15 protein-coding genes are annotated in these 19,102 nt (G+C 39.3%); 2 read left to right on the top strand and 13 right to left on the bottom strand.

Translation table 11 applies throughout. The features are described from left to right. Positions 1–2,193 precede the first annotated feature (2,193 nt). Positions 2,194–3,024: a hypothetical protein gene (locus L650_RS0103515; protein ID WP_029772213.1), complete on the top strand. Its 831-nt coding sequence runs from the start codon at positions 2,194–2,196 to the stop codon at positions 3,022–3,024. Continuing rightward, positions 3,014–3,640 carry a DUF4376 domain-containing protein gene (locus L650_RS23545; RefSeq protein ID WP_085065417.1) on the top strand — a complete coding sequence of 209 codons (627 nt, stop codon included), beginning with the start codon at positions 3,014–3,016 and terminating at the stop codon, positions 3,638–3,640. Before L650_RS0103515 ends, L650_RS23545 begins: the two co-directional genes overlap by 11 nt. A 548-nt stretch (positions 3,641–4,188) precedes the next feature. Here the strand turns inward: L650_RS23545 and L650_RS0103500 are convergent. From L650_RS0103500 to L650_RS0103440, 13 genes are all read right to left on the bottom strand, one after another. Further along, positions 4,189–4,965: a DNA/RNA non-specific endonuclease gene (locus tag L650_RS0103500; protein ID WP_029772211.1), complete on the bottom strand. Its 777-nt coding sequence runs from the start codon at positions 4,963–4,965 to the stop codon at positions 4,189–4,191. A gap of 468 nt (positions 4,966–5,433) precedes the next feature. Beyond that, entirely contained in the window at positions 5,434–6,258 is an 825-nt protein-coding gene (locus L650_RS0103495) for an alpha/beta fold hydrolase (RefSeq protein WP_029772210.1), read from the bottom strand. A 337-nt stretch (positions 6,259–6,595) separates the two neighbouring features. Beyond that, on the bottom strand, positions 6,596–9,421 hold the full coding sequence (locus L650_RS24445; protein ID WP_029772209.1) for a response regulator: 2,826 nt from the start codon (positions 9,419–9,421) through the stop codon (positions 6,596–6,598). Then, a complete protein-coding gene (locus L650_RS0103485) occupies positions 9,418–10,581 on the bottom strand; it encodes a hypothetical protein (protein WP_029772208.1) in 1,164 nt (387 codons plus the stop codon). Before L650_RS0103485 ends, L650_RS24445 begins: the two co-directional genes overlap by 4 nt. Positions 10,582–10,590: 9 nt before the next feature. Then, a complete protein-coding gene (locus L650_RS0103480) occupies positions 10,591–11,406 on the bottom strand; it encodes a type II secretion system F family protein (RefSeq protein ID WP_029772207.1) in 816 nt (271 codons plus the stop codon). Between the two features lie 11 nt (positions 11,407–11,417). Continuing rightward, positions 11,418–12,278 (bottom strand): type II secretion system F family protein, encoded by an 861-nt coding sequence (locus L650_RS0103475; RefSeq protein WP_029772206.1) that lies wholly within the window; start codon positions 12,276–12,278, stop codon positions 11,418–11,420. Further along, positions 12,271–13,569 (bottom strand): CpaF family protein, encoded by a 1,299-nt coding sequence (locus L650_RS0103470; protein ID WP_029772205.1) that lies wholly within the window; start codon positions 13,567–13,569, stop codon positions 12,271–12,273. Before L650_RS0103470 ends, L650_RS0103475 begins: the two co-directional genes overlap by 8 nt. A 6-nt stretch (positions 13,570–13,575) precedes the next feature. Further along, positions 13,576–14,343, bottom strand: coding sequence for a hypothetical protein (locus L650_RS0103465; RefSeq protein WP_029772204.1), 768 nt, complete (start codon positions 14,341–14,343; stop codon positions 13,576–13,578). Positions 14,344–14,407: 64 nt separating this feature from the next. After that, on the bottom strand, positions 14,408–14,797 hold the full coding sequence (locus L650_RS0103460) for a hypothetical protein (RefSeq protein WP_024033620.1): 390 nt from the start codon (positions 14,795–14,797) through the stop codon (positions 14,408–14,410). Positions 14,798–15,192: 395 nt separating this feature from the next. Further along, on the bottom strand, positions 15,193–15,870 hold the full coding sequence (locus L650_RS0103455) for a tetratricopeptide repeat protein (RefSeq protein ID WP_029772203.1): 678 nt from the start codon (positions 15,868–15,870) through the stop codon (positions 15,193–15,195). Next, positions 15,867–17,786 carry a pilus assembly protein N-terminal domain-containing protein gene (locus L650_RS0103450; RefSeq protein ID WP_029772202.1) on the bottom strand — a complete coding sequence of 640 codons (1,920 nt, stop codon included), beginning with the start codon at positions 17,784–17,786 and terminating at the stop codon, positions 15,867–15,869. The genes L650_RS0103455 and L650_RS0103450 overlap by 4 nt, the downstream gene beginning before the upstream one ends. Before the next feature lie 185 nt (positions 17,787–17,971). Beyond that, on the bottom strand, positions 17,972–18,544 hold the full coding sequence (locus L650_RS0103445; protein ID WP_024033616.1) for a tRNA-(ms[2]io[6]A)-hydroxylase: 573 nt from the start codon (positions 18,542–18,544) through the stop codon (positions 17,972–17,974). 75 nt (positions 18,545–18,619) lie between these two features. Then, positions 18,620–19,102, bottom strand: a 483-nt coding sequence (locus tag L650_RS0103440; protein ID WP_029772201.1) for a sulfotransferase, incomplete at its 5' end; no start/stop codon positions are given.

Here is a 19,102-nt window from a genome sequence, read left to right as displayed (position 1 = left end):
GACAGAACGTACAAGCTCGCAATAACAAGCCGGTCAGGCGTAAATATTTACGGCTCATGGCAAAACCCTTCACAAAAACTTTCAATTATTTCACAAGAGGATTAATTATGGCTGAGTATTCTGCCTCACAAATCACGATAGCTAACGGCTCAAAAGCCGTGGTTATCGAAAGCGGCGAAAGCCCTGAGAACGTCCGTCAAGGTGACTTTTTATTTGTTACAGGAAGTGACCCCGTAGCAATTAATCGCACCTACATTAATGCCGATAACAAACACGTTATTGAGCTAACCAAAAACTGGGGCCAAGGTAACAAGAACAACCAGCCCGCCATTGTGCTACCGAGTACGGCTGAATACAAAACCGTGGCCGATGCCCTTAAAAATGCCAATTTATTGGTGAATGATAACTTTGTGGCCATGCAAGACTGGCAAACAAAAACCGGCACCGTAACGTTTGTAAATATTGATGGCACAACCACCACAGTTAAAACACTCAAGCAAATTGAAAGTGAAGCCCAAGCTCAACTAGACGCTTACCACCCCCACCCATGGGCGATGCGTAAGGTTGAGTTTGAAGCGCGTAGAGCGGCTAATAATGAAAAGTTTGCCGCCAGTGGGTTTGTGCATTTTGGTAAGCAGTATGATAATGGTGATTCAAATGTTGTTAATCAAGGGTTGTATGTAAACCCTACGTCCGCTGTGAATGCGAGAGCACAAACATTACATCTTGGGAGAAATGGAGTATCGCAAACGGGTGAATCCAAAACAGACACTCCATTTCTAAGTATAGCTGGTGTAGTAACTAAACTTTCTGGTGCGGATGATCAATACGCCTCTGGGGCGTGGGACAGGGATTCATTGATTATCAAATTACCACCCGCAGAAGGTGGGACGCGAACATACGACAGCGCAACGGGTATTAANCCCGCCATTGCATTTGCAAGCGAAACCGACACTAACAAAGTTGTGACCGAGCGTGTTGATATGTGGGGCTTTGAAGCGTTCTTACGTGAAATTAACGATGCTGATCCGTTTGTTTATAAAAACGGTTTAATTCAATCTCTAGCTACGAATATTAACGGTGTCACAACGCTTACAGATAACGTGAGACCGGATACATACTTCGCATGGTATGAAGGTGATGATTCAAGCACTGGTAAAGGCGTTAACTGGCAAACAGCGACAGAGGCGCAGCGTACCGCTATTGCGAGCAACCCTGATAATAATATTTACTTTGATGATGCAACGGGTAAGTTTTACCAATGGTGTGTCCGTGGGCGTAGTTTTGCTGGGGCTGGCAATGGCGATTGGACCTCTTTAGAGTCTAACGGCTCACCTGGGCAAGGAAACGCTTTAAATTTTGAATATTCTTCCAACAGAAAACTTGTCTACCCTATTGGCGATGAAGATAATGATGGGGCATATACAGGCTCTCTTAGTTCAAGCTTTCAATCATTAATTTATTTAGGCTTTAACAATAACCCAAATTCGGGAAGAGGCGTGTTCTCAACTCCAGATAACAAAGTACATTTTCTTGTTTGCGGTACAGTAAATAGGCTTAACCAAGGAGCTTATCATCCTAGCTACAACCCTTTAGGTTCGGGGTCATACCTTGCGGATACAAGTTCGGGAAATATGGATTGGTATGAAATTGATGCTAATAAGCATAGCCAACTTAATTGTTTCACATTCATTGACTACGACCTAAAGACTCCCGAAGATACTGGTAAGGCCACATTTCACAACGGCTCGCCATGGGGTCGGATAGGGGGCTACTCTGGGAGACCCGACGGAAGATTCTACGATGCCATTTACGCTAGCGGCCAAGGAGGTGTTTGCCGAGATATGCGCTACTCAGCTTGGGGTTTAACCCAAGAAGATTTTGCAGCCGCAGATTTAGCGGTTAAGTTGGGTGAGTATCGTGGGCGTGAGACTCTAAAAAAAGTCGTTTGGGTTGGGTATGCTAACAACACTAAGTCCGACGTGGCCGAGAATGATATCTACCTAGATTTTGAGTCCACGGGCACCGATCCACTGCCCGAGCAAATATCAAGCCGACTCGTCAAAGGCACGAGTGGATNCCCCCATCTCTGGAGAGGTTGTAACCACTAATGGCGTACACCGAGTTGTCGGGGGTAGGATCAACCCTAATCTTGACCGAGTGTATCTCAAAACCATACCCTCAGCGAAGGCTGTGCCTATTGAGATTGTAGCTGTAACGCTGTCAGAAGATTTAAACATCCCGATCTCTGGTGAATACACCCACACCGAAGTCATTGGTGATCCCGCAAATATCCTACAGTGTGATGACTTAAAAGAGGGATGGGTGGGTAGTTGGAATCCAACTATTCCTGATGGAACGACTAAATTCTATGAATTAACCCGTAAATGGGCAGGGGGTACAGTAACAAGGGTGCAGTCAACAGATAATGGTGCATCATGGGCCCAAGCCACTATAAATATTGACTCTGTGAATAATACCGTAACCCCTCTAGCAGATAGCAACCTTATTTATATTCTTTCGTATCAAACTAAAACGAAAATGACAGAGTTTAGTGAAAATAGTGAGATTTACGGGGGGGCAGAATCGGTTAAAAATGTTTCATTCTACAGTGACAGTCTTTACAGTGCGCTACAGTATTCTCTGATTAACAAGATACCAACACAAAGAAACTGGCTTAACATTCTAGAGAATATACCTTTTAATAGTTTTAATATATTTTCAAATAAACTGAGCCTTTCAGGTAGTCCAGCGGCACATTCAGTTATAAATCCGGCACCGCCGGCTAACAACAGTTCAGCTTTCAAAGCCCTTAACTACAACGTAGAAGAAAACCAACAAGGCTTTATTAACTATGCATACACAGAGCTTAAATACGATGACGCTGCGAGTGATTGGGGCGATGATGGTAAAATTCATATCACCGACAACCAAGCAACGCGCTTAGATGATAACGGTAATAGCGTTGTGTATGGCACCGCACGTATTGTTGAACCTTTAGGGTGGATTAAAAATGACAAATAAAATTTTAAACTTTATCGTCCTTGACGAAAACAACGAGCCTACTTTAAACGAGCAAGGTTTACCGCAATTACTCCCACGCCCTGACACTAAAACCACACAGGATATTGAGCGCTTAATTGCGCTCAATAAGCCGGTAGAGGTGATTAATAAATTTGCCGAGTTAACGAGCTTAGGTGAACAATGGGATTGGGCGCAAAGCTATTACGATTACTTGGTGGCTAAGCTGGAAGTTGAGCAATACAACGCAAACCTACCTGAACCCGTGGCCCACGAAGATGGCACTTTGATTGAGGCGGAACCTAAGCCATTACCAACAGAGCCAGAACAGCCAGCCGTAAAAACCGTTGAGGACGTACTCGCCCCTTACGCACGCACCATTTTTAAATTAAATCGTCAAAAGCTATTAGACACCTTAACCGTAGAAGTAGACGGCATGGTGTTTGATGGTGATGAAGCGAGCCAAAGCCGAATGGGGCGCGCCTCGTTTTCAATGCAAGACGGTGAAACCATACCGTGGGTATTAGCCAATAACGAAAAGGCCACCGTAACCAAGGAGCAATTAGCCTTAGCACTGCGTTTGGCTGGGGCTAAACAAGCGGAGTTTTGGACTGAATAAACCAATTTAAAAGAGTTCAAAATTAACTAGGGTTTAAGCTTAGACTAAACCCTTCTTTATTTTTGTTATCTTGCGCCCTTGCCTTCTAGTTATTACTTTAAGCCTTTATTTAACATAATTAAATATTTCTAAAAACAAATGTATATAGTTCTAAATTCAAACAGCGGCTTACATTATGGTGTTTTGAGTAATAGTCTTTTAAAGTTGGTCTTTCAGTTAACCGTTCAAATTGTTACGCACAGTAACTTTAACAACAACTTACGCACTACATTTACACCGATATTTTCGCTAATATTTATGTAGTATTTCAATCTTATAAAACCAAGCAATTACAAATACCATATAGCTGCCTCTATACTCCCTTTATAAAAATTAATTACCTTTTTTAACCAGGCTCAAATATTGTAATCGTCGTTTCAATCATTTTATTTAAAGCTAATTTACTGCTACAAGGTTTTTCTCGCCTCATATCAGGTTTGGATTAAAGCCTTAGATTTAAGTTCTTCAAATTCTTCAAAACCTAAGGCTTTACTCAAAAATAATATGGCTTAGTTACAACCTAGTTCAGACCTTAAACCATACACTGATGATTCAATTGTTTGTGCACTGTTATACGATAAGTTTGGCATTACATTTATACCAGAGCGCGATTCAACTTCATCAATACTTACTTCGGTATTACAAAAGTTATCACTACGACTTGCTGTTTGCTCCATAATAAATGCCGATGCTTTAATTGTGCTACCAGTTTGCTGCATAACAATTTTAAAATAGCCACTTGGAATCGTATGGGCTTCGTTAGCTTGTGGTAACTCTGCAAAATAATATTCGTATAATGGACCTGTTACTACATATAAATCATTTCCATTTCCTACGTGATTTCGCACTGCAGATTCAAGCCTAACCCATGGGCCTTGATTTAATGCGGATGATTGCGGCGTAATATTAGAAAGTAAGTTTGTTAGTTTCCAATCAGCCGTATTACTGAAAGATGCTAATGGAACTTGATGGCCTCTATCGGTATTTATTGTCGCGTATGCATCGGTATAATCAGCGGGTTCTAACGTATAATGAGAATATAAATCAGGATCAGCTTTCCAACTTCTACTTCTCGATGGTCCACTCATAGTGCTAGTCGTAACATGGTAAGCCACCCAATCTGCAAACTTTGTATAACGATTATTTTTTAAAGTATAAATACTTCGCTCAATTGTATTGCCATTATCTAAACCTGTTGGGCAACCTTGTAAACAATTGTCTGCACTTGCACTGTGTGCAAAACATAAACCTGTAAGTACTATTGATGCCTTTATTATTGTCTTCATTGTTTTATCCTCAATTAAATGAGGGTAAAAATTAGCAGTACATTATTACAGCAATATGTATCTAACTAATTGTTTATAAATACAATAATATCGTCTTAGGCTTTTGGTATTACTAATAAAAGTCGCGAGTATACAGTTACCCTCGCCTTATATTCAACGTAGTAACGTCACTTGTAGACCTAGCGAATAAAGGGGTTTTTATATACCTACATGCATTATGTTAAATTGAGTTCTTTGTGGTTTTCTATGCGTAATCACCCTGATATAAAGCGTTTACGCATACTTTTAATGTATGAATATTGAGCTATTAATAGCGGTTTATACTTAAATGGTTTAATACTAAAAAATAGATGAAAACAAAAAGCCGTTTGAGTAACTAATTATATAAAAATTAATACAGCTCAAACGGCATGGTGTTATGTACATGTTAGCCAAAGTGGCTAACTAGGCCTTTAAAACTAAGGTGTTTTAAAACTTTTTATCAGCCAAAAATTCACCCATTAACGAAGTTACTCGTTCTGGTTTTTCATCTATAACCCAGTGCCCTGCTTTTTCTATCCAAGTTAGTGTTGCATTTGGTAAGGTTTGAGCTAACTGAGGTGCATATTTAGGTTTTTGAAAGTTATCTTCATCACCCCATAAAATGAGGGTTTCATGCTTTAAGCTTTTAAGCTCACCGGCAATTGCTTGTGTGTACTCTTTATTAAGTCGGCGCATATTATTAAATAACGCTGCTTTACCTTGCTCATTACTCCATTGCTTTAAATACTGTTTTTTCAGCTCATCGGTCATTATGCTTTTATCGTATACACCTTTTGGCATAAATTCATTTAGCGTATCAACAAACTCATCAACCGATGTTTCTTGCTCTACACCAGGTTCAAGCAAAGGTTCAAACTCGGGTATTGGCCAAGAATCAAAGCAAACACTATCAATTAATATTAAGCTGTTTACTTTTTCTGGGTAATTTACCGCCATGAGTTGTGCTATTCCGCCACCTATATCATGAGAGGCAACGTTTGCTTTAGCAATACCTAGCTCATCCATAAATTGACTGATTATTTTGCATTGGGCATTAATTGATACATCGGTATTTTTTGGCATATCCGATTCGCCGTAATTGAGTAAATCAGGTGCAATAACACGATGTTGCTCACTCAGTGTTGGCATAACATTTCGCCATAACGATTTGTTAGTCGGAATACCATGTAATAATAGTAGAGGTGTGCCCTCGCCCATTTCTTGATACGCAATTCTGTGGCCTTCAACGGTAATGGTTTGTGTTTTACTCATACTTAATATCCTCATCAATATTTTAAATTTAGCCTAAACCTGTGTATGTATAGTGATGAGCAATTATCATCCCAGCTTGTTTTTTAAATAATTTTTTTGAGGTTTAAATAATTACAAAAACCTGAGAGGGCTTTAATACGCGGTCTGTGGCTATTAATAGTAAGTAGGATTTATTTTGAGTTAAGCGAAAAGAATAAAAATAAAGAGTTATAAAATAACCTCCATTTTTAAAATTATGAAATAAAGTAGCAGCTACATGAAATAATTACTGCCAGTTTGGGCCTATTAAAAATAATAGGCCCTGTGTATTTTACAATTTTATATTGTTTAATTTGGACTAGCTTAGCAAATGCTTAATTTTATTAATTAATACTTGCTGCTTTACTGGTTTTTCAAGCATGTCGTCAAACCCAAGTTCAACATACTTAGCATTACTATTTGTATCGGAATCTGAAGTGTGGGCAATAATTTTGGTTTGCTTGTCTGCGTTATGTTTTTTTATTTTAAGCATCGCGTCTGTGCCCGAGAGTTCTGGCATAACAATATCCATTAAAATAATATCGTAATTATTTTGCGACACCATCAACATAGCTTCTATTGCATTGCTTGCATAATCTATTGCTACGTTTTCATCTTTCAGCATGGCTTTAATAACCATTTCTACGAGCGGTTCATCATCAACTAATAACAACGATTTGGTGTTGTTAAATTCTGTATGCGTTGTAGTTACAGTAATGGACTCTTGCTTGTTTGCACTTACGGGTAACAATTCTACCGTGTTAACTAATAACGATAAATTAATAGATGTTGTTTTACCGCGCTCGTGCACAGTAATATTTTTACCGCCGAGCATTTTAAAAATTGAGAGAAAAAACCGCAGCTCTAATGTAGCATCAAAATTAATATCACTTTCAAAAGACTGTTGTTTGCATACCATTTGTAACTGACTATAAAAACTCCCCTGATTTGCTAAGTTATTTATAGAAAACCCCAGCGACAAATAATGTTTACCTTGCTCGTTAATTAGCTCAGAATTTAACGACAATTTACCTTGATGTGTGCTTTCTATAAGCTCACTAGCCAGCTGAATAATTAATTGCATAATCAGTTTTTCATCACTGCTTATGCCTTTATCTATGGGCACATTGTTATTAATAATTATATTTTTATCATCAGAGTCTTTATTAAGAATATCGGCCGTATTTTTAAGTAAGTCAGCTAAATTAATAGCGCTCATTTTAAGCTTTAATTTACCGGTATCGGTTTTATTTATATTAACCAGCTGCTGCACAACACAACTTAACTGTGTGCATGCATTTTCTAACTCATTGCTAAAATTGGCTTTACTGTTTTTATAATTAAGCTCTACTATAGATTGCAGAGAACTAAGTGGCGCTTTTAATTGCATTGCTAAGCGTGCTACAAATTTATCTTTTAGCTGGTTAGCTTGCTTAGATTTTTCTACTACTTGGGCAAGTAATAACTCTTTTTGATGCGCTTGTGTTTCATCTCTAAAGTAACAAACAAAGCCACCAAAGTCGGTATGCCTTTGCACAACGGTGATCCAGCGGCCATCACTAAAGCCGATATCTATTAATTGGCTATGTTCATTAGCTAATTTATTATGCTCTTGATAATGCGTAATAATATTATTTTGTTGAGATATACTCATTATTTGGCTGTAACTTAATTGCTTATTGTTTTGAATAACATGAGAAAACAATTCGTTAAATGCCTGGTTAGTTATTACCGGAAATTCGTTACTATTAAAAATGGCAAAGCCATGCGGCAGCGCATCAACCGAGCTTGAAAACAGCGATTCTCTATTAAGTATAAGGGTATTTTTTTGTTTAATTTCGTCATGTAAGCGCCTTGGTAAACGTAAAAAATAATAAACAAATGCAAATATAGCTAAGCTAATTAATGCCAGTTTAAATAAGTCGAACCTAGATACATTAGCAGGCGTTATCGGTTTAATGGGTTGCACATGCAAGCGCCACGTAGCAGGAAAACGGCTACTTGCTGCGCTTATGCTGTTAGGGATAGTTTTAACATTTAGCTCCCCCCTACTTCCTAATATAAACTGAGGGGTTGATATAAATAAATTATAATTTTGCGTATTTAGCTTACCTATTATGGCATTTAAAAACTTACTTAAATCAAAGGCTGTGAGTGTATAAATAGCGCTATTACCCATGTTTATTTCTGAAATTAAAAACGCTGTATCGGCTACANCCTCTACTGATTGTTTATTTGCTCGCATTGAAAATGCGTTTAGCCACTTAGTAAAGCCGTAAGCTGCTAAATCAAAGTTGTTTTTAGACCATATGGCAAGTTGTTTATAGTCATTATCAAATACAACAAAACCTTTATACGTTAAACTGCTTGATACCTGCGTTTTTACTAAATCACTTAATTGTTGCTGAGTATAACTTTGTTGGCTTTTTAAAAAGCCTGCGACAATTTTATCTTTTTGAGTAATATAAAGTGCTTGGTTGTCAAAGCGCTCTAATGCATCAAACAGCGTTTGCCTTAACTGCTGAGTTTGTATGGCATAGGCACTTTTTTTATCTTTTTTATCTAACGTATATAAAAGCAAAGCCGAGAACGAGCAAATAACCAGCGCAATTAAAAAGGCCACCGGCGCTAAGCTAAATAAGTGAACAAAACGATTTAGTGATTTTGTCTCACTCGGTTTAATTGTCTTAGTTGGGGTAAAATGCTTATTAAGCTGGGTTTGCAGTAATTGCGCAAAAGATACAAATTGCTCTTTTTGAGAGCCTATAAGTGTTTTAGGTGAAATATCGGCAATGATCAGTACGCCAATTAAGCTGTTATCTAAATTATAAATGGGATATTGAGAGTAAAAGCGTACCTGTTGGCAGCGCCCTTTTGTTAGTGGGTCAAATAAGGTGTCTTCAATTATGTAGAGTTTTTCTTGTGTGCACGTTTGTGCCAAGCTATTTAATTCACTGTCGGCTTTGTATGGGTCATCGCAGCTAATAATTTGTTGCGTATACAAGGCATTATAATCAACGAACTTAACAATAGAAACATCATAAAACTGCTTCATTAGGGTCAGCGTTTCGGTTATTTCTTGTTTTATTTCATCTATTTGTGTGTTGTTAAATTCATTTATATTATTTGCATATGAGCTGTTCATGGGCGCACTCCTTCACCTTTCGGCGGTGTAGAAATCCAACGCGTGCTGTTAGCACTTGTATGTGATGGAAGTTTTACTCTAAATGGCGGAAGTAAGTTATTTAAAGCAGGTTCGCCTTGTGTATTTAACACCGGCTCTGCCGAAGTTAAATTGAGCGAAGCCTCGCAGTAAGTTACGCCAGGCTCTATGCCAATAAGGGCCAGCGCTTGAATAATTATGTCGTTATTTATTAAATCGATACCTAGCAGCTCAAAAGTTGTTTCTAAAATAGTAAATACCAGTGTTTCTACTATATTTTCATCTTCTTCTAGTTGCGTACCTTGTGGGCAGCAAATACTGCCTAGCTCTACATCTACACTGCTTGCTACACCTATGAGCGACAGTGCATCAAGCGCGGTTCCTAATAACACTTCAACTTGTGGCAAATATAAATCAAGAATATCGCCTTGCGGCTCATACCCTGTTTGGCAACTATTGCACGACTGCGATAATTGCTGACTGTCTATGCCTAATAACGGATTACCAAGTGCAGTTACACCAACCAAACAACTACTATCGGCTTGTTGTTTAGCAATTGAAAAGCTTTCGCATGGGTTACCAGTAACTACCTTTTGAGACATATAGCGCGATACAATTTCGTCACCTGTTGCGGGGCACGCTAATGCTGTACTTTTTAGTAATTGCCCCTTTACGGAGTTACTTAATTGGCCAATGGCATAATTAGGGCCTTGCTGTAGCGCATTGATATAACTTACATTGCCACTATTAGCGGTGTTACTAACTCCTAAACTATCTGAAAACTCATCACTTAAACTTTTTATACACGGGTTGCCTTGGCAATTAGGCGCATCGTAATAAATGGCTTCACGTGAGGTGAACCTGTCATCGCGTATCCCAATTAAAGCGCGGTATGTTGAATTTGCTTGGCGGTCTGTGTAAAAAATTAAAGGGGCCTGGTGCTCATCAAACCCAATGGCGATTCCTAAAGGGGTGTTATTAGCATCAACCACTGTTATTTGGTTATCTACTTTTGTGTGATAGCGCTTAATAAGTGCATCGCGCACTAAAATAACACCCCCAATAGAGCCAATAATTAAAATGGTAATAATTAAAATCAGCTCAATAGTGAGTATGTAGCCCTGTTGGTATTGTTTATTCATAGAGCGCTCCTATAGCACTTCAACCAGCATTTTTAGTACATTCATTACCTGCAGCGCCGCAGGAAAAAACACCAGTACTAAAAACATAGGAAAACAAATTAAGATAATGGGAAAGGTGGTATGCAATGCTTTTTTATTTACTTTTTTAGCTAATAAAATATTTTTTTTAAGCGCAAAGCTTTCTAATTGTGACTCAACCGCCTGTATTAACGGGGTGCCAAGCTTACAGCCAATAAGCATTAAATTAGCTAATTTTTTTAAACCCGAGACCCCTGTTCTGTCATATAACGAATTAAAGGCTGTTTCGCGGTCTTTACCGGCACTGAGCTCAAACAAAAATAGTTTAAGCTCTTTATATAAAGGGTGTTTTTTACTTAACCCGTGATCAACCGCTAAAGCAAATGCGCGCTCTAGCGAAAAGCCAGCGCGCATATACACTAACAGCACACTTAAAAAAAACTCTAAGCTATTGTTTATTTGTACTTTACGCTGGCCTTTTTTAAATAAAAACCACATATCAGGCGCAAAAAAGCTAATAAAACAGATAATGGCTACAAGCGGTGTACTTAATACATAACCAGTGATCTCTATGGCAGTATAAGCACAAAATGTGGCGGCGATTTTAAAGCAGAACATGCTCAATAAAATTTTATTTAACTGATACCCTGCTTGTCTAAATTGGCTTTTTGAAATAACAATTAATGGATACCAATTTATATTGGTTTTGATAGGTTGCTGAACCTCAGCCTTTAATGACTGCTTTTGAATATGGATAAATGCACCCATACTCACCAATAAGCCAACAAATAAAAATATGTCTATCATAGCGTTACCCTCTAGCTTAGGCGAAGCCATAAAAAGCCAAATAACTGGCAAAGCACAGCAACGGTAATAAAGGCCATGCCATTGGGGTTATTTAACAGCGGATCGAACCAGGTTGGATCGGTGTAATTAAATAAAGGCACTAAAGCGTAGGGTAAAACGCCACTAAACAGCGCAGCGTATTTAGTACCAGAAAGCTTAGCTTTGAGCTGCTGGCGATCTAGCGTTCTTAACGACATCATTTTGCATACACTTTTAAGCATGTCAGTTAAATCGCACTGGCTTTGTGTATGAGTAATTATGCTATGTGAAAATAACCGCACAGTTTCGCAGTTGTAGCGTTTAATTAAAGGGGCAAATGAGCTTTGTATATCACTGCCCATATTTAAGCGCTGCAGTAATAAATGACTTTGCGGTTTTATGTATTTATCGGCGTGTTCGTCGGCAAATTGCATAGCCTGAACAAGTGAAAGCCCAGTACTTAAACACGATTGTACGGTTTCTATGTACTCTAAAAATAAGTGCTCAAACTTGGCTAATTTATAGTGTGCTAAATCAATAATCACTATAAAGCAGGTTATAAATACAACCAAAGAAACAATTAATGCACTTGTAGTTGCTTGAGGATAAAAGTACTGTGCAACATACCAAGTACTGGTGGCAAGCGAGCAAGCAACGCTTATAAATAAAGCATTACTGATGTTAATCCCAAGTACCCGCAGTGACACTGTGATAATGTCTTTTTCTTCAAGTACATCGACTTCGTGCTTAGTACTTGCAGCGTGTGTTTTTACTTTAAGTGTTATAAAAACACTCAGTGCTAAGGTAAATGACATAACACTTGCTATGGCCAGTAAGTAATCAAGTTTATTCATAATTACGCTCCCTGGCCGGTTGCAGTAATGCACTTATTTCGTTTGCATTGGCACCTTGGCTTTGCATAAAGCTCACCACGCTTGAAGTACTAATTGCCTCTTCATTTACTTGCTCGGTATCACTTACGCTATACAGCGCAGAGTATTGCGCACGTGCGTCTACTCGCTTTATTTCGCCAATACTTTTTAGGGTTCTTACACCGTTTGTATTTCTAGAAACATGCACAATTAACTGAATGCTTGATGCAATTAATGCGCTGGTGTGGGTGTCGCTTAGCTGCGCGTTATGTAATTGCACTAGCGTTGATAATCGGGTTACCGCATCGCTTGCACTATTAGCATGTACGGTAGTCATTGAGCCTTGGTGGCCGCAGTTCATGGCTTGCAGCATGTCTATTACTTCCCCTGCGCGTACTTCGCCTACAAGTATTCTATCGGCGCGCATTCTTAGTGCCGCTTTTACTAAATCACGCAGGGTAACGGCGCCTTTGCCATCGCTGTTGGTGTCGTGCGCCTCTAATTGCACCACATGATTATGATGCAAATTTAGCTCTGCACTTTCTTCTATAGTTACTACCCGCTCGTTAGTATTTATTGAATTAGCCAATACATTTAACAAAGTGGTTTTGCCTGCGCCGGCATTTCCACATACTAAAATATTAACCCCTAAGGCCACCGCGGTTTTTAAAAAAGTGAGGCAGCTTTTGCTTAAAAACTTATTGTCGATTAAAAAATCATCGTTAATTTTTTTGTGGTTAAATTTTCTAATCGAAACAATAGCAGCACTGGTGCATGCCGGTGGCACTACAATATGTACCCTGCTGCCATCTTTTAGTTTGCCATCTACAATGGGAGTCAGAGCGTTAACTTGTCGAGCGCAACTATCAAGTAATCTATCAACAAAACGACGTAAGTGACGTTCATCGTCAAACTTACTGGCTGTACATAGCAATTTACCTTGCTTATCTATCCAAATATTTTGCGTATCGTTAATTAAAATATCGCTTACTTGGTCATCCAGCATAAATTGCGCTATTGGTCCTAAACCTTGTATTTCGTCGTAAACGGCTTGTACTACTTGAGCTTGTTGATGGCTGTTAAATGATGATTGTGCAAATTCGTCAATATCACTGCAAAGGGCAGATATTTTTTCAAGCAGCGCATCATTAAGCAAAGCACTTGGGTCTTGCTCGTACTCTTCAATTACCGCATCGTGGAGAATTTTTTTAAGTGATTCAAAGGTATTTAAATTGGTTTCTACAAACTCTGGTTTACTTGATAAATTAAACATAGCGCCTCACTTAGCTACATATACAGCTTGGTTTTTAACGCCTTTAACCACTTGAATTGTTCGGCTAGTTTGTAATTGGGAGAAATTTTGTAAGCGCCCTTGTTCAATGTCATAAGCGCTGTGCACAATTATCGATACCTTATCTTGGGTATCAATTGCGGCTAACGAATACACATCTTTAGGAAGTACAGCCAACACTAATGACACACCCGCGCTGGTTGCTGGCTCTTTTTTTGCTAGGGCGTCCATCACGCCATTTTTTTGCGCTTTACTGCCAGGACCTTTTGAAATGCCAATAAGCTGCACATCGCGCGCAACGGTTCTTACAAGCCGGTTTGTTTTGGCAACAATATCTAAGCGGTCGCCTTTGTGCACCCGCGATAATGGAATATCTAAAGTGGTTAATTTTAATGTATAAAGTACTCTGCCTGCGGGGATCGCCTCTGATAAATTTTGGCTTTTAACCTGCATAAAATCTGTTTCAAATAGTGGTTGTTCACCCATTTTATTAGTGGCTAATTGCTTACCAATAAAGGCGCGGGGATTTTGTATACTTAGCGCCATATTTGCATAGTTACTGGGGTTTACATCTTTTTGGGCAATGTCGTGCACACTCACTACTTGCCCCGCCGACATATTTTTATTTACCACCCAGGCAGTAACTAAGTCTTGTTCGTTTACTTGTCTGATGCCAAGCGCTGAGGCCAACATGCCAGAGGTGATAAGTAAGGTGAGTGCAGCGGTAGTCGCCCCTTTATTATTTTTACTTTTCATAATTTCCTCCTGACAAATTTCACTGCCACACGGTTGTGGCAGTGTGATTTAGGTAGTTATAGTTTTAATTACCTTGTGAACCACCTGCTGCTGTACGTGTCGCAGCATCGCCGCTTGGCGTTGCATTAATAAGTGCAGCACTTTCACTAAAGTCAGAGGCAACAAAAGTAAACGAGCTACCATCACCAGCGTAAACATCTACTGCATCAACATAGCCAGAGCCTGAAATTTCTGCAGTGCCTTCGGCGTTGATCATGCCATCAAATACATAGCTTTGATCTAACGAGCCAATTGCTTCTGCTACATCTTCAAGCTCGCTGGTTACAGAGTCTCGTAAGGTTGATAAACCAATTACCAGCGCTGCCACCATAGAAGTTGAAAGAATAATTAGCTCAGAAGTAAGTACAAAGCCTTGTTGTTTTTTACCGTTTAAGTTGCTTTTCATAGTTTTCATAATGATCACCTTAAATGTTTTAGAGCTTATGCCCACTTTATATATAGCGAGGACCGTGCCATTTATTAAGTACATAAAAATCAGTTAGTTACTTTTATTTTTTAAAATATGCTTTGCTTATCCTTGTTATGATTCGCATTTTGCAAATCATTATTAAAGTGCGTTAAAACGCAAGCAGAGATTAATTAAAAGGCAAGGTGTTAACTCATTTATGGCAAGCTTTTAAAAGCAAGAGTGACGAGCAATTAGTTGGGATTATTCACAAAGCGAGATAGGTTTAAACAACGCCGAGTAAGGCTATTTTAATTGTTTAGGTAGGTACGTTATTTTTACTTTTTATGAGCGGGTTTAACTAAGGAGTGCGTAGTTTAATAAAATAAAAAGGCCTTGCGGCCTTAACTTTTACAATTACCAAGTACCGAAAGTTTCGCGTAGCGCGCTGTGGCTTGGCTGTGCTGCGCATCAAAACCTATTGCCTCATTATAATAATGACACGCCAATGCGTTATCAGGTGTCGCCTCAGCTATTAGCCCTTTGTGATAGTAATAATGACTTTTCTGCGTGCCAAATTTATAGGCAAGCTCTAAATAATTAGCTGCGATAACATAATGCCCTTGCGCATAATAAATAGACGCCATTTGTAAATACGGTGAAGCCTCAGTACCAAATTCATCAATAGCGTATTGGGCAATTTGTTTAGCTTTGGCTAAATTGCCTTGCCCAATAGCTAAGTTAATACCTAAAGATAGCGCGTTTAAAGGCGGATTAGGTAAATTAATAAGCTTGTTTATTACCGATTGCGCCTGATTAGCACGTCCGCTTTTATACAGCGCATAAGCTGATACAGATAAAATAACCTTATTGTTTGGGTGCTCAAGCATTAACTGATTAAGCTCATGCACTAAGGCTAAACAATTAACCGCGCTTACCCCTTCACAAGTTAGATCACTGCTGTTTAGTGCATACTTAGTAACAATATCACTTAGTGCAGTATGTGGGTTTACACTGGGCGCATAATCTATATGTGCGCAGCCCGATATACTCAGTAAAATAACGATATATATTATTTTCATAACCCTTGCTCCTGTATAAAACTGGCCATTTGGCTATCTAAATCAACTGTTTGCCATACGCGTAAATTATTAACCGGCTCGCGGACTAAATTAGGGGTAACCACAATAATCAACTCGCGGTTGTTTTCGCTTTTACTGGTTGTTTCGCTTAATTTACCAAACAGGCTCTCGCCGTTTGCATCGGGTACAAAGTCGTGACTGGCGTTGTTATCTGTACTAATTAAGCCACCAATAATTAAAGGTTGCCCGTCTTGTAAACGGGTAGATGTTTGCATACTGCGCGTATTAAATGCACTGCTGTTTAAACTGCTGCCGGTGCTTTGTGCTATTTCTGCTGTGAGTGTGGTGTCTGGCAATGAAATAACCGGATTTAAATCAAGGGTTATGCGGTCTTTGTCATCCACTAAAGCACGAACATTGAGCTCAACGCCGAACGATTTAAACTCAGTACCACTAAACACTGAACCGCTGTTACCTTGTTGCCCGCTGGTAACGCCAGATGGGCTGTAGCTTGTAGGTACTGGCACTTCGCCGCCTACTTTAAATACCGCGCTTTCGCCTGCAAGTACGGTAAGTGTAGGTCGCGAAAGCGTTCTTGAAATTCCCTCTTGCTCTAGCAAAGAAAACAACATATCAATGGCAAATTGCGAGGTTGATAACTGCAAGTTATTTGTTAATTGTCCGCCAATTAATTGCAGTGCGTTTTCTATTGATGCTGAGCCAGACTCACGGGCATTCATGCCTTCTAGGCCAAATAAACCTTGCTCGTTGTTATACCCATTCGAAAGCACACTAATATCTGGACGCCATTGCTTTAAGCGGCGCTGATTAACTTCATAAAGCTGCACCGACACCCTCACTTGAGGTAAGTCTTCTACTTCAATGCTTGAGAGCACTTTACCTTTAGCCACCGAAAGCAAAGTAGCCCGCGCTACGTTTGAATTAACATTGCTTAAAGTCAGGCCAGAATCGTCATTTAATAACCCGCCAGACTCATTTGCGAGTACTTCAATAGCGCTTGTTTCGTTTTGCGTTGCTCTACTGATAAGCCCGTTTGGATCTAGTGCCGAAGTGGGTGCTTGGCTTGCTTGCTCTGGTTCAAATAATTTATTGATGGTATTTAACAAACGCACCAGTTCAATTTGATTTTTAACTGTGCCGCTGAGCATAAACACATCGTTATCATCGTTTGATAACTCATCAACCGAAATACGTTTTACAGTTACTTTGTCAGCCCCCATCGATTTTAACACCTGCGCTATGCGCGCTTCCTTAGGCTTTGGCGCTTGCGTAACTTTAATAAGGTTAATAATCGCTACTTTATTTGAGCTTTGTGCTAAGCCATTGTTTAAATTACCTATGCCCTGTAAACGCTGCGCTAAAGAATTAAACATTCCTTGGTTAGGCGCAGAGGTAATAACAGGTTGCGCCGATTGCGAGCTACTTGCATATAAATAGTTTTTTGCTGCTTCGTGGGCTGCATGGCGATAATTAAGCGTAGGTACTTCGCCGCGTAGAACTACCGCGTGTCTATCAGGTGCGATGGTGAGCGCTAAGTTAGGATGAATATCGTTAAGGGCATTTTCAAGTACACTGTAGTCTTCGGTCACGCCCAGTAAAAATGTTTCTGATGTGTTGTCGTCATACCACACCATCATAGAGGTGCGGCCCAACTTTTTAGCTAAAATTAATAGCTCGCGTCCGTTTACTACGTTTACATCGAGTGTGGTTTCGTGGCCTAGCGCAACACGTGCGATATCGCGGTTAAATACAAAGCGAGTATGGGTCCACTTAACTAAGTGGGATACTTTTTTTACTCTGTCGCCATTGGCGTTCTCTATGTAATTTAAATTGCTTTGCTTGGCGTATACACAGCACGGTAAAAAAAGTATTACAAAAATAATGGCTTTAAACATATGCGCGTCCTCAAGTATGCGTTGGTTTAACAGAGCAAGTTTAAGACCAGCAAATATTTAGCTTTAAATTCAATAAATTAAAATGATTGGAGATATAAGCACAGGCGGCTTTAGTATTTTGATTTGCAAAATGCAAATGAAGTTAGGAGAGAAGGCACAAAGCAGTGCGCTTTGTGCCAAAAGTATTAATGCAGTGCGGCAGTAAAAGGAATGTTTTTACAAATTTCAGCTTCAGCGACTAGTAGCTCTTCTAAACGAACATCAACTTCTTCTTTATCAAAGTATTCGTACGCTAACTCTACAAATAAGTTTTTATGTTTTTCTTCTGATTTAGCAATCGCCACATAAAAGTCTTTTTCTTTACCCTCTGGTAATGCTTGGGCAACCAATGAAAAGCGCTCGTGGCCGCGGGCTTCAATAACGCCGCCAACCAGTAATCTATCCATTAAAAATCCATCACGGCCATGTCTAAATAAAGCGCGTATTTGTTTTATGTATGGATCTTTTTTGTCATCACCTAAATTAGTATCGCGTTCAATAAGCAGTTTAAGCACTTGTTTAAAGTGTATTAACTCCTCAAGCGCTAAATCGGTCATAGCTTTTACCAGTTTACGTTTGTCTGGGTAATGAGACAGCATAGAAATAGCCATGCCCGATGCCTTTTTCTCAGCAGCAGCGTGGTCTTGTAAAAACGTATTAAAGTCGGCTAAAACCGCTTCGGTCCATTCAAAGGGGGTGTTGTATTTTAATTCAAACATTTTTTGCACTACTTAAAAAATAATGCGGGGATTTTAGCGTATTTAATAGTAAAAATCTTGCAGCGCAGAGCAAAATTAACGCATATAAGGTAAATGCTTATCTATGCGCCCTTTTGCTGTTGAGTCAATTTTTAACGGATGTTTAATATCGTTCCATGCGGTCACTTTGCCGCCTATGTTCATTTTTTCAAAGTCGCTACGCTCGCTTTTAATGCCTAAAAACGCAGTGAGCTGGGCAAAACTTTGTGGCTTTGCTATATCAATTTCTAAGTAGTCGCTACTGCGGTGCTTAAAATACTCACGCGCGTTTGCTAAATGTGTGTTGTAGCACTTTGTTAAATAATCATCCTGGTTAATATTATCAATCGATAAGTCAGTAAAGGTCGTTAAGTAACACCGTTTTATATGAATATTAAAACCACCGTCTTGGCGCGTTAAATTAGTATGCATTCGCAGCAGCAATTGCCTAATTGAGGCAATCCAGGGTGTTTTTTCGCGCGCTAAATATATAAATTTAGCGCCGGGGTAATGGCTATCTAATGCTGGGTAGTCATTAAA

The organism is Pseudoalteromonas sp. TB51 (assembly GCF_000498055.1).
Classification (GTDB): Bacteria; Pseudomonadota; Gammaproteobacteria; order Enterobacterales; family Alteromonadaceae; genus Pseudoalteromonas; species Pseudoalteromonas atlantica.
The sequence above is the reverse complement of the archived record's forward strand: the minus strand, read 5'-3'. Positions and strand labels throughout refer to the sequence as shown.